The 13,188-nt window shown below is 45.9% G+C and carries 11 protein-coding genes and 1 pseudogene; 11 read left to right on the forward strand and 1 reads right to left on the reverse strand.

Annotated elements, in window-relative coordinates; genetic code table 11:
* The first annotated feature begins 579 nt into the window (after window positions 1-579).
* The 5 genes and pseudogenes from DXA05_RS09905 (at window position 580) to DXA05_RS09925 (ending at window position 6,375) form a co-directional block, all read left to right on the forward strand.
* Window positions 580-1,011 (forward strand): hypothetical protein, encoded by a 432-nt coding sequence (locus DXA05_RS09905; RefSeq protein ID WP_004314211.1) that lies wholly within the window; start codon window positions 580-582, stop codon window positions 1,009-1,011.
* A gap of 319 nt (window positions 1,012-1,330) precedes the next feature.
* Window positions 1,331-1,702 carry an SH3 beta-barrel fold-containing protein gene (locus DXA05_RS09910; RefSeq protein WP_284515501.1) on the forward strand — a complete coding sequence of 124 codons (372 nt, stop codon included), beginning with the start codon at window positions 1,331-1,333 and terminating at the stop codon, window positions 1,700-1,702.
* 321 nt (window positions 1,703-2,023) lie between these two features.
* Entirely contained in the window at window positions 2,024-3,328 is a 1,305-nt protein-coding gene (locus DXA05_RS09915) for a Lin1244/Lin1753 domain-containing protein (RefSeq protein WP_128859125.1), read from the forward strand.
* A gap of 28 nt (window positions 3,329-3,356) precedes the next feature.
* A complete protein-coding gene (locus DXA05_RS09920; protein ID WP_004314206.1) occupies window positions 3,357-5,156 on the forward strand; it encodes a DnaB-like helicase C-terminal domain-containing protein in 1,800 nt (599 codons plus the stop codon).
* A gap of 142 nt (window positions 5,157-5,298) precedes the next feature.
* Window positions 5,299-6,375: pseudogene (locus DXA05_RS09925) on the forward strand (Fic family protein).
* On the opposite strand, the gene DXA05_RS09930 reads toward DXA05_RS09925, so the two are convergent.
* Complete coding sequence (locus DXA05_RS09930) at window positions 6,372-6,566, reverse strand: DUF4248 domain-containing protein (protein ID WP_004304415.1); 195 nt, start codon at window positions 6,564-6,566, stop codon at window positions 6,372-6,374. The pseudogene DXA05_RS09925 and the gene DXA05_RS09930 sit on opposite strands and share 4 nt — an antisense overlap.
* 50 nt (window positions 6,567-6,616) lie before the next feature.
* On the opposite strand from DXA05_RS09930, the gene DXA05_RS26475 reads away from it, so the two are divergent.
* The 6 genes from DXA05_RS26475 to DXA05_RS09950 all read left to right on the forward strand — a co-directional run bounded on the left by DXA05_RS26475 (window position 6,617) and on the right by DXA05_RS09950 (window position 13,118).
* A complete protein-coding gene (locus DXA05_RS26475; protein ID WP_008771318.1) occupies window positions 6,617-6,763 on the forward strand; it encodes a hypothetical protein in 147 nt (48 codons plus the stop codon).
* Window positions 6,764-6,799: 36 nt separating this feature from the next.
* Complete coding sequence (locus DXA05_RS09935; protein ID WP_087322471.1) at window positions 6,800-7,309, forward strand: HU family DNA-binding protein; 510 nt, start codon at window positions 6,800-6,802, stop codon at window positions 7,307-7,309.
* A gap of 49 nt (window positions 7,310-7,358) precedes the next feature.
* Entirely contained in the window at window positions 7,359-7,454 is a 96-nt protein-coding gene (locus tag DXA05_RS26480; RefSeq protein WP_149939068.1) for a smalltalk protein, read from the forward strand.
* Between the two features lie 189 nt (window positions 7,455-7,643).
* Entirely contained in the window at window positions 7,644-8,699 is a 1,056-nt protein-coding gene (locus DXA05_RS09940; RefSeq protein ID WP_004300926.1) for an efflux RND transporter periplasmic adaptor subunit, read from the forward strand.
* Between the two features lie 66 nt (window positions 8,700-8,765).
* Window positions 8,766-11,798 (forward strand): efflux RND transporter permease subunit, encoded by a 3,033-nt coding sequence (locus DXA05_RS09945; protein WP_008644861.1) that lies wholly within the window; start codon window positions 8,766-8,768, stop codon window positions 11,796-11,798.
* 48 nt (window positions 11,799-11,846) lie between these two features.
* On the forward strand, window positions 11,847-13,118 hold the full coding sequence (locus DXA05_RS09950; RefSeq protein ID WP_165861507.1) for a TolC family protein: 1,272 nt from the start codon (window positions 11,847-11,849) through the stop codon (window positions 13,116-13,118).
* Window positions 13,119-13,188: the final 70 nt, after the last annotated feature.

Consider the following 13,188-nt stretch of genomic DNA (forward strand, 5'->3'; position numbering starts at 1 on the left):
TTTGGCTCCCTCCTTTTTATCATCACATTATATTTGCCACCCGTATAGCATATTTACCATCTTTATACCATACTCTCTATTCTCATACCATATTTCCTGCATTTATTTCCTCTTTTCCATCCTATTCCGAAAAAAACATATATCTTTGTCACACGCTTTCTGCCCATCAGCGTGATGAAACAGGCAAAAGCGTTTTTTTTATTCCTTAATGGAGTAAATAACGTATTGTCTCTCAAACTTAAAAATTAGCAGTTTTTTCACACCGAGAGATGATACAACAGATACTCCACGTAGATAGTCGTATATCAACATATCGATTAGAGATTTGTTATATATAAACGTTTGGCGTGGGTGTCTGTTGTTTATCATTATCTGGTGAAGGGTGTTGCTAAGCCTTAAGTTTAGATAATGGTACAACAGCACTCACGCTTTTATTGTATCCGGTCGGTTTCAACAATCCTTATACCCCAACCAATTCCCCAGCCGACCGAAATCATAAAAATCGTGGGTGTTCGTTGCACCTCTCCGGACAATACGTTATTTACTCTTTTTTTTATAACACATTAAAACAAAAGCAATATGCCAAAATGGATTAGTGTAGAAAAAGCAGTGATTAAGTATCACATCGAAAAAGAAGCAATCCTGCTTTGGGTGGAAATGGGACAATTCCCTATGTTATACATAGACAATGTTCCGAACGTTGACGAAGAATGTATTCTGGAACTCTTTCGCCGAAGTAAAGCCGGCATTACAGCAGAATATATTGATACGCTGGAACAACTGTGCATAGACAAAACAATGGTCTGCGAGAAATACGCCCACATTATTCAATTGAAAGAAAAGGAAATTCAGCTGCAGAAGGAAATAAATACGTTGATAAACGAAATACAGGCAGCAATGAAGAGACAAAATGAACGGATCCGGGATTTGAAAAAAGCGATTGGAGAGAATAACAACGTTATACGTAGTGACAGTTGGATAAAAAGGCTGCGCAAAAGGTTTCAATGGTGAATAATTATCAGTGTACCAATTACCATGTGGGACATTATTGCACGGTTTTCACCACAGAGGATAAAGAGGGCCGTCCTTTGCCCTTTGCAGCCTATTCCCATTCCCTCCACAGCTTTCTTTAAACTCCTCCATAAGCTCTTTAAAGCCTATATTCAGACAATGAAAAATACAAAATATTTTATTCCATTTATTTAACTAATCATCCATTATATAAGTAATTTTATCCTTTGTAAGGTCAAGTAAATTCACTACATTTACACCACTAACAAGAACTGAAATGTGAGCATTTCAGCACAAAGAAATCTGTATGAAAAAAACGATGAAGAATGACAGTTGCCTGACGGTTTCCCGTCGGGCAGCTATTATCCGCCAAGATGCGGAAGAGAATTACGGTACACTGTTGACACTGGGAGAATCTATGCGCCGTGCATACCAAGTAGAAGAACTGATAGACCGGATGAGATGGGACAACGCCGATTTCTGCCTGCAACGAACAGACGGAACCTGCCTTTCCATTACAGGGACACTGACAGAATATGAACACTATTTCGGCCGCCCCTACTACGAAAACCCCTCCAACAGGTTTCTCCCATACTATGACGTGCATTGTAGAAAATGGCTTACGTGTCGAGTGGCAGGGATTGTATTCGGCTCTTCTGTGAAAAAAAAATTAATTTCATGGATTAAATAAGGAAAGTTGTAGGACATATACGAAATAAAGTAGTTACTTTGCAACCGCAAGTAAGAGAAAAAATCATGTCAATGCTGCTCCCTTGTTTTTTGACAGAGGCAGTTATTTGTTTTTCCGGCATTGCTTTTTCAGAACTTCGGAATTAAATCTCCCCTGCTCCGAAAATTCCCTATATTACAGATTACATACACGAAGAGAATACTCCGATTCCATCATGAAGAATGAGTACGATATTTGCTGCTTTCCAAAGAAGTGGCCGGATTCTTCGTATCTGTATTTTCAGAAAAATAGAATTTAAAACAGAAACTAATATATTTTATTATGACAACATCTAATTCAGCAAATACCAAACAATCGAACAACGCATCACAAAAGAGAAAACCGATTCATAACGGTTACTTCAATCATCCCACTTCTTCTTCCAGCAATATACCCATGAGTATTTTGATACGGGAACAAGGACTGGAAATATACGGACTATACTGGGTGATGCTCGAAGAAGCTCATGCACAGCTTAAATGCTGCGTCAATATCCAGACAATGGGAATCATCGCCAATATATTCCATGCCCAACCCGAACATCTTGAGCTCCTCTACCACCATTATTTCCGGCGTCCCGGCAAAGGATACAACTCGCATATACTCTATGCCGACTTTTGCGAAGAATCTGCCATCAGAAGTTATTTTCCGCACCCCCTACTGGCATACACCGACAACGAACTGCTGCGGATGATTATGCAAGACGGACTGAAAGCCTACGGACTATATTGGCTTGTGATGGAAAAGCTCTATCAACAACCACAACATTTTCTGGCACCGCAAACTGCTTCCTTCATCCAGAACCTTTATGATGTGAGTGACGAACTGATGGAAAGCGTATTATACAATTACGGACTCTTTTATCTGGATGAGAAAATGAACCTCCATTCTAAAGCAATAGACGACTACAGGGAAGCACTTGACAACATGGAAGATGAAAAAAAGCGCAACACGAAACCGCACGTCAATAACTCTCTGAAAGCCAACGGAAATGCAGAGGATTTTAACACTCGGGAAATGAAAAACACGTCAAATATACAGAAAAATCCATCCCCCATTATAAATAAAGAAATAAACAAAAAAAATTCTTCTTCTGAAGAAAGCGGAAAAGAAAAAGAAGAAGAAAATGGTTTGAAGGTGACGGACTTGAACGCTGTGACACCCGATATGCGCCCCAACGCATGGGAAGAAAATCTACAGGAGGCAATGAACGACACATCCTGGTATGAAGTCGTAGCCATTCAGTCGGGCATCCCCCGGCTGATGATGGAAGAAAAAGAATGGTTCTTCAACTATTTACGGGAGCAAATCATCTTACGGGGGAATGAAAGCTCGATGAACAGCCTGCACGAAGTAAAAAACTATTTCGCCAATCTCACCCGGCAGGGAAGCCATGTGTCATCCACAACGCAGGTGGCACTGAAGAAGTTTCTCAAAAACCGGCAAGAGCAACAGCAATGTTCGCCCTACGAAACCATCACCAACGGAATACGTACCTACGACGGGCATCCCATCCCCGCTTATGCCAAGCCGCGACCTTCGGCGGCACATATCTGGAATCCGGTGACGAACGAATGGACACGATAGCATATTATCTCTCAATCATTTACTAAATATGGATAGATTCAAAGAACTGGGTATTGATACCCACGGTCGCACAAGCGGCAAAATGAAAACAAAATGTCCCTGGTGTCATGCCCAACGGACGGATAAGCGTGATAAATCACTAAGTGTCAACCTCGATACCAAACTGTATTTGTGCCACTACTGCGGCGCACACGGTTCGGCAGCCATATATGCCGGAAAAGGCAGAAAGCTGGGTGATCCGTTGGTCAAATTTCCAACGGCAACAGGTAGCAACTCCAGTTGTCCGCCCACTGAAAAGCCGCACGGCGACCCAGAGCAAGGGGCACTCACACAGAAGCAAATTGAATGGTGTCGTGACGTCCGCCACATTCCGCCGGAAGTATTGGTGGAAGCTGGCGTGGCTTTCGCCTCCATCTCGATGCCTATATCCGGAAAGGAGAAAGGCTGGGAAAAGAGGGACTGTCTCTGCTTCAACTTTTTTGAAAACGGGGAATTGGTGAACACGAAGTTCCGCGACTCACAAAAGCACTTCAAATTGCTGCAAGGAGCGCGCACCATCCCTTACAACATCGACGCCATCCGCGACACGCCGGAGTGCATCCTCGTGGAAGGGGAATTTGATGCTCTCTCCTACATGGCTGTCGGCCGGACGGATGTCATTTCCGTGCCGAACGGTGCCAACAGTCAACTGGACTGGCTGGACGAATTGTCGGAATCTCATTTCGAGCAGAAACAAGTGATTTATCTGTCGGTGGACACCGACCGCAAGGGACGGGAACTGTGCCGGGAACTCTCCCGACGGCTGGGGGTAGACCGCTGCCGTATCGTCACCTACGGCGAAGCATACAAGGACGCCAACGAACTGCTCGTGGCGGAAGGCCCGGACGCACTACTGAAGGCGCTAGAGGACGCGCCCATCCCCCGCCTGGAAGGTACGTTTACGGCAGAAGACTTACGGGAGGGATTGCACCAACTGTTTGAAGAGGGGTATACTTCGGGCGTGGAATTGGGAATACCGAATCTGGACGAAATCATGAGGCTGGAAACGGGGCGGGTGCTCACCGTCACCGGTATTCCCGGACATGGCAAATCGGACTTTGTAGATGAGATAGTGCTCCGGCTCTGCACCCGCCAAGATTGGCGAGCGGGATATTTCAGTCCGGAGAACACGCCAATCGAGTATCATCATGCCAAACTGGCGGAGAAACTGCTGGGACACCGTTTCCGCAAAGATTTCTCTACGGAGGAGGAATTCGCCCGCGTAGTGGATTATCTTTCGCAACGCGTCTGGCACATTCTTCCGGACGGGGATTTCACACTGGGCAACGTCTTGTCGAAGGCACGCGAACTGGTACACCGTCACGGCATCCGTGTGTTTGTCATCGACCCGTACAATTACATCAACCATCAGATTCCGGCAGGCATGACGGAGACAGGGTATATCGGTTCATTCATGAATAGTCTGGCACGTTTTGCCCGGCTCAACTCCTGCCTCGTCATTCTGGTGGCGCATCCGAGAAAGATGAACAAGCAATACGGCACGCAGAAAACGGAAGTTCCCACCATGTATGACATCAACGGCTCGGCCAACTTTTTCAACATGACGGACTACGGAATAGTGGTAGACCGTCAAGATGAAATGGGGATCGTGTATATACACGTCGAGAAAACCCGTTTCCGTAATTTCGGAACAAAGGGAAACGCAGCGTTCTGCTACGATGTAACCAACGGAAGATATTCCCCTTGTACGCCGCCACCCGAACCGGGTATGCAGGTGCAACCGTGGAAGGGAGCCAAAGACTTATTCTCGTCAGAGGGATGGATTTAGGGATTAAGGCTGCTACAAGAATTATATTGGCTAGTTGCAAAGAATTATTTTCTTAAAGTTGTCAAGTGAATGAAGAAAAAATATATCTTTGTTCGTCACTGAATTCAAATGATAAAAGATACACATTTAATTCTCATTAAGAATGAACGACTTCGAAGAATATATAAGACAAGGCGAGCCGCATAAACGTGAAAAAGGTTATGCGTGGCAGACAGCTATTGGTTTGCAAGCTGTTGATGGGCTTAAACCTTCGGAATATTTGAAGGAAAAGGCTCGGCAACACATTGAAGGCGATATAACTATTGACGAAGTCAAACAATTAGTTGATAGTTATTATAATCGAGACGGTTCGGTCTTCCATAGAAGATCGAACGGAAGAAGCCGATAAAGTGTCAGCCAGAATAACCGAAATCCTTTCAGAAAAAACATTTACGTTCTCACCCGTCGAATATATTGCTATTCATCGCCGTTTATTCAAAGGCATATTCAGCCATGCCGGACAAATACGGGATTACAATATTACTAAAAACGAGTGGGTTCTTAAGGGAGCAACCGTGCTTTATGCCAGTGCAGGAAGCATTCGTGAAACTTTGGATTATGATTTCTCTCAAGAAAAGATCTTTGATTATAAGGGACTGAATATAGATGAAGCCATCAAACACATTGCTCAATTCGCATCCGGAATATGGCAAATACACGCTTTTGGTGAAGGAAATACACGTACAACAGCCGTTTCATAATCAAATATCTACATACTTTTGGATTTAATATCAGTAATGAAGCCTTTACCGACCATTCCTGGTATTTTCGTAATGCTCTTGTTCGCGCTAATTATAATGACCTGACCAAAGGCATTTATGCTACGACCGAGTATATAGAAAAGTTCTTTAGAAATCTTATTCTTGGAGAACAGAATGCACTTAAAAACCGCCATCTACAGATTGGTGAACTTGAAAAGCAAGCTACTCAAAGTGCAAAACAAACAGAGACAGAAAATCCAAAGTGCAAAAATTGCACTTTGGATTGCACTTTGGAAGAAATGGCCGTACTGAAATACCTTCAAGAAAAACCTAATGCAACACAAAAAGAAATTGCCCAGCATATAGGAAAGTCTGAAAGAACCGTTAAAACCATGACTGTCAACTTGAGCGAAAGGGGCATCATAGAGCGTAAAAACGGTCGTCGTAATGGTTTTTGGGAGATCAAAAATAGAGATTAAGGCTCTCCCAAATACTTCTCAATCAGCTCCACCTGCAACGGTGTGAGCCAATGTATCCAAAACGCCCAGCCGGTAGCTTCGAGAGCCTCCAGCAGCTCCCGGTTTCGGCGGATGCATTTATTTAAATGTCTTCTTGCCACATCGGCACTTGCATACGGCATATAGAGTAATGCCAATTCCGTTTTCTTCATAGATTTTCTTCTTTTAATTTATTATTTACGTCATGTAAAGATACTGTTTTTTGCGTAGAAATGCAAGCAAATACACAGATATTCAAGCGTTTGCCTTCACTTACCGGCAGATACCGTTTCATGTTTCCTCCCCTGCCGGTTGGGGTATCTTTGCTACTGTAAAAGAGACAGAAAACGTTCGTTTACTGACTCAATAAAATCTTATTTATTCACTTAAAAAGGAGGAAATCAGTATGTTGATTTACAAAGCGGTTCAGTCCAATATCGCATCGAAGGACAAAAAGAAGAAATGGCATCCCTGCCTGATTAAAATGGGAAACGTAGTGGATACGCAAATGATTGGCGAAACGATTGCCGAACGGTCATCACTGACGGCCGGTGACGTGCACAACGTGATCCGAAACCTGATGGCAGTGATGCGCGAGCAGTTGCTCAACAGCAGGACAGTGAAACTCGAAGGATTGGGCACATTTACCATGGTGTGCCAGTCACGCTGCAAGGGGGTGGATGCGGAAGCCGATGTTAGTCCGGCACAAATCACGGGATTGCGTTGCCAGTTTACCCCGGAATATACGCGGGATGCCGGTGGAAATATCACCCGTGCGCTGATTCAGGGAGCGTCATATATCCACGTCAACCAGTTGACGAAAGCACTGGGAGCGGGAGGCAGTGGCAACACCGGAGGTTCGGGTGATGACAAACCGGGTGGCGGTGGTCAGGAAGCGCCCGATCCGGCAGCGTAATAGAATAGGTGATAGAGGATAGTGTGGTATGGAAAGGAGGTGTTGAATTATGAAGAAATCCATTTGGAATACGATTTTAAAAGTCGTCATTGCGGTTGCTACTGCTATTGCAGGCGTCATTGGAGGTCAGAACCTGATGATGTAAAATGACACAAAAGAGTTGGACGGGAATTTTACCTTAGAAACGGTAAAGTTCCCGTTTTTTTGTGTTCCATATAAAGGTTAAGAGGCAGGATATGAAAAGACAGGAATATTGAACATAAATAAACAGGAGTTGTTTTAGTATATTATTCGCTATTTATCAACGCAAAACCTCTAAACATCAACGTGGTATATGAAAAAGGAATTTGGATTCGTCCTGGCGGCTGCAATCTTGCTGGCTGGCTGCGGACAGAAAAAAGAAACGACAACGACAACTGCACGTCCTGTAAAGACTACGATTGTCGAGTCAAGATCGATTATCAGAAAAGATTTCTCGGGAATCGTGGAAGCGGTGGAATATGTGAAGCTGGCTTTCCGGGTCAACGGACAAATCATTCAGCTTCCTGTCATCGAAGGACAGAAAGTGAAAAAAGGACAGCTCATCGCAGCTATCGACCCCAGAGACATCGCGTTGCAATATGCCGCTACGAAATCGGCATACGAAACGGCTTCGGCACAAGTGGAACGTAACAAACGGCTCCTCTCCCGGCAAGCGATCTCCGTGCAGGAATATGAAATCAGCCTCGCCAACTTCCAGAAGGCGAAGTCTGAATACGAACTGTCTGCCAACAATATGCGCGACACCAAGCTGACAGCTCCTTTCGACGGTTCTATCGAAAAACGACTGGTGGAAAACTATCAGCGTGTCAACTCCGGTGAGGGTATCGTGCAGCTTGTCAATACACACAATCTACGTATCAAATTCACCATTCCGGATGCGTATCTTTATTTGTTGCGCGCCAAAGACCCGCGTTTCCTTGTAGAGTTCGACACATTTAAAGGACACGTGTTTCAAGCGAAACTGGAAGAATATCTTGATATTTCTACGGATGGCACAGGAATTCCGGTCAGCATCACGATTGACGATCCGTCATTCGACCGCGATCTGTATGCAGTGAAACCCGGTTTTACGTGCAGCATCCGTTTCACGGCAGATGTAGGTCCGTTGGTGCAGGATAGCTGGACGATTGTACCGCTTAGTGCCGTATTCGGCGAAAGCGAAGGGAATAAAATGTATGTCTGGGTGGTAGAAGACAATAAAGTCCACAAACGGGAAGTGACCGTCAACGCCCCGACCGGAGAAGCACAGGCGCTCATCTCGGAAGGTTTGAAACCCGGTGAAAAAATCGTCATAGCAGGCGTATACCAACTAGTAGAAGGAGAATCTATCACAACTGTTGACAGGTGATAGTTGGTAAATGATTATGTAATCATTTATCCGCTGTCATTCATCAATTATCAACGATCATTTATTATGAGTTTAGCCAAATATTCATTAGATAATACGAAAATCATCTATTTCTTTCTTGCTGTATTGCTGATTGGGGGAATCACTTCCTTCGGCAAGCTGGGTAAGAAAGAGGATGCTCCTTTCGTCATAAAGTCGGCGGTTATTATGACCCGCTATCCGGGTGCCGAACCGGCAGAAGTGGAGCGGTTGATTACCGAGCCTATCTCTCGTGAAATTCAAAGTATGAGCGGTGTGTACAAGATAAAATCAGAATCGATGTACGGGCTCTCAAAAATCACATTCGAGTTGCAACCTTCCTTGTCGGCAAGCTCCATTCCGCAGAAGTGGGATGAGTTGCGACGGAAGGTGCTAAATATACAGCCACAATTGCCGAGCGGTGCTTCCGCACCGACGGTTTCCGATGATTTCGGCGACGTGTTCGGCATCTATTACGGTCTGACGGCGGACGACGGTTACACATACGAAGAGATGCGCAACTGGGCGGAACGAATCAAGACACAGGTAGTGACGGCGGACGGGGTGATGAAAGTCGCCCTGTTCGGGACGCAGACGGAGGTGGTCAATATTTTTATTTCCACCAATAAGCTCGTAGGTATGGGCATCGACCCGAAACAGCTTGCCAGTCTGTTGCAATCGCAGAACCAGATTATCAATACCGGAGAAATCCGTGCCGGCGAGCAACAGCTCCGGGTGACTGCCAACGGTATGTATACCACCGTAGACGATATCCGCAACCAGGTGATTACCACCAAAGCCGGACAAGTGAAACTGGGCGATATCGCCGTCATCGAAAAAGGGTACATGGACCCTCCATCCAATATCATGCACGTGAACGGCAAACGTGCCATCGGCATCGGCGTCTCCACCGACCCGCAACGGGACGTGGTGCAGACGGGCAAGAACGTGAAAGCCAAACTGGACGAATTGCTGCCACTGATGCCTGTGGGACTGGAACTGCAAAGCCTGTATCTGGAGAACGAAATTGCCAACGAAGCCAACAACGGATTTATCATCAACCTGATCGAATCGATTCTGATTGTTATTGTGATTATCATGCTGGTGATGGGTTTGCGCGCAGGTGTGCTGATCGGCTCGTCACTGATTTTCTCTATTGGCGGCACATTGCTTATCATGTCTTTCTTCGGTGTCGGGCTGAACCGTACTTCATTGGCGGGATTTATCATCGCCATGGGGATGCTGGTGGATAACGCCATCGTAGTAACGGACAACGCACAGATTGCCATCGCCCGCGGAGTAGACCGGCGGAAAGCGCTGATAGACGGCGCAACCGGTCCGCAATGGGGATTGCTTGGGGCTACGTTCATCGCTATCTGTTCGTTCCTCCCGCTCTACCTTGCTCCTTCTGCCGTGGCGGAAATCGTGAAACCGCTTTTTGTGGTGCTTGCCATCTCGCTGGGATTGAGCTGGGTGCTCGCGCTGACGCAGACCACTGTTTTCGGTAATTTCATCCTGAAAGCGAAAGCAAAGGACGGCACGAAAGATCCGTATGACAAACCGTTCTATCACAAATTCGCCTCCATCCTCCGCACGCTGATTCGCAGGAAAACATTGACACTGGGTTCGATGGTAGTGCTTTTTATTGCTTCGCTGGTTATCATGGGGACGATGCCGCAAAACTTCTTCCCTTCTCTCGATAAGCCTTATTTCCGGGCGGACGTGTTTTATCCCGACGGGTATAGCATCAATGATGTAGTGAAAGAGATGAAATCCGTGGAAGAGCATCTGGCAAAGCAGCCGGAAGTGAAGAAAGTATCGATCACCTTCGGCAGCACGCCGTTAAGGTATTATCTGGCTTCTACTTCGGTGGGCCCGAAACCGAATTTTGCCAATGTATTGGTTGAATTGACGGACAGTAAATATACAAAAGAGTATGAAGAAGATTTCGACGCGTACATGAAGGCGAATTATCCGAATGCGATTACCCGCACCAGTCTGTTCAAACTGTCGCCTGCGGTGGATGCCGCTATCGAAATCGGATTTATCGGTCCGAATGTGGACACGCTTGTGGCGCTCACCAACCAGGCTTTGGAGATTATGCACCGGAATCCGGATTTAATCAATGTGCGCAATTCGTGGGGAAATAAAGTTCCTGTATGGAAGCCTGTATATAGTCCCGAACGGGCGCAACCGTTAGGGGTATCGCGTCAGGGAATGGCACAAAGTATCCAGATCGGAACCACAGGTATGACACTTGGAGAGTACCGGCAGGGCGATCAGGTGCTTCCTATCTTATTGAAGGATAACACAGTGGATTCGTTCCGCATCAATGACCTGCGCACGTTGCCCGTGTTCGGCACGGGGAATGAAACAACCAGTCTGGAACAGGTGGTATCGGAATTTGATTTCCAATATCGTTTCTCGAATGTGAAGGATTACAACCGGCAAATGGTGATGATGGCGCAATGCGATCCGCGTCGCGGAGTGAATGCGATTGCTGCTTTCAATGAGGTTTGGCCGCTGGTGCAGAAAGAGATAAAAGTGCCGGAGGGGTATACGATGAAGTATTTCGGGGAACAGGAAAGCCAGGTGGAGTCTAACGAGGCGTTGGCCAAGAATTTACCGTTGACGTTCTTCCTGATGTTCGTCACGCTGTTGTTCCTGTTCAGGACGTATCGTAAGCCGACAGTGATCTTGTTGATGTTACCGCTTATTTTTATCGGTATCGTTTTGGGATTGGTGTTGCTAGGCAAGTCGTTCGACTTCTTCTCCATCCTTGGTTTGCTCGGACTGATTGGGATGAATATCAAAAATGCGATTGTACTGGTGGAACAGATTGATCTGGAGGCAAAGACGGGCAAAAAGCCGTTGGATGCTGTTGTCAGTGCTACAACGAGTCGTATTGTCCCCGTAGCAATGGCGTCCGGCACTACCATTCTGGGTATGTTGCCATTGTTGTTCGACGCGATGTTCGGCGGTATGGCGGCTACGATTATGGGAGGCCTGTTGGTGGCTTCGGCTCTGACGCTGTTTGTTCTTCCGGTAGCTTATTGTGCCATTCAGAGAATCAAAGGCTAATTGCCTTCTCTTATATGAAACTTGAATTTATTGTATAGATTGAATAAAATGAAAACTCAACTTATAACTCTGTCTCTGCTGCTCCTCGGCCTCACGGCCGGGGCACAGCAGCCCTATCTTAGCCGGGAAGCTTACCGGGATAAAGTGGAAGCTTACAGTCAAATTCTGAAGCAACAGAAACTAAAGACAATGGCAAGTACGGAAGCACGGAAGATTGCTCACACAGGATTCTTGCCCAAAATTGATATCAATGCGGACGGGACCCTCAACATGAGCGACCTTAATGCTTGGAACGAACCGGTAGGCGAATACCGCAACCATACCTATCAAGGTGTATTTATCGTCTCGCAACCGTTGTACACGGGCGGAGCACTCAACGCCCAACACAAGATTGCCAAAGCGGATGAAAGGCTGAATCAACTAAATGAGGAGCTTACCATCGACCAGATTCATTATCAGAGTGATGCAGTTTATTGGAATGCTTCCGCTTCACAGGCCATGTTGCAGGCGGCGGACAAGTATCAAAATATCGTGAAGCAACAGTATGACATCATTCAGGATCGTTTTAACGACGGTATGATTAGTCGCACGGACTTATTAATGATTTCCACCCGGCTGAAAGAAGCGGAATTGCAATATATCAAGGCGCGTCAGAACTATACCCTGGCGTTGCAAAAGCTGAATATCCTGATGGGAGAAGAGCCAAACAATCCCGTAGACAGTCTGTACACGATTGACACGGCTTCCGCTCCGGTGCAGATACTTTCTCTGGAGAATGTACTGCAACGTCGCGCGGATTACGAAAGTACGGAGGTGAATATCATGAAAAGTCAGGCGCAACGCAAAGCGGCTCTTAGCCAGTTCAACCCGCAGTTGAATATGTATTTCAGCGGTGGATGGGCTACAGCTACACCTAACCTCGGTTATGATGTTTCTTTCAATCCCATCGTCGGCATTAACCTGAATATACCGATCTTCCGTTGGGGAGCCCGGTTCAAAACAAACCGTCAGCAGAAAGCGTATATCGGCATACAGAAACTGCAACAAAGTTATGTGACGGATAATATCAACGAGGAACTTTCTGCCGCCCTGACCAAACTGACGGAAACGGAATATCAAGTGAAAACCGCCAAAGAGACTATGAGTCTGGCTAATGAAAATCTTGATTTGGTTTCTTTCTCGTATAATGAGGGAAAGGCAAACATGGTGGATGTACTCTCCGCGCAATTGTCATGGACGCAGGCGCACACCAATCTGATTAATGCGTATCTGTCGGAAAAGATGGCGGTAGCGGAATACAGAAAGGTTATCAGTGAATAAATTTAGAAACAAAAGAAACTTGTTCACAAAGTCTTAGTCTTATAAAAGAAATCGTCCTGTTATCACGTAA

Origin of the sequence: Bacteroides sp. AM54-2NS (assembly GCF_003602935.1) — a bacterium.
GTDB classification, from domain to species: Bacteria; Bacteroidota; Bacteroidia; order Bacteroidales; family Bacteroidaceae; genus Bacteroides; species Bacteroides xylanisolvens.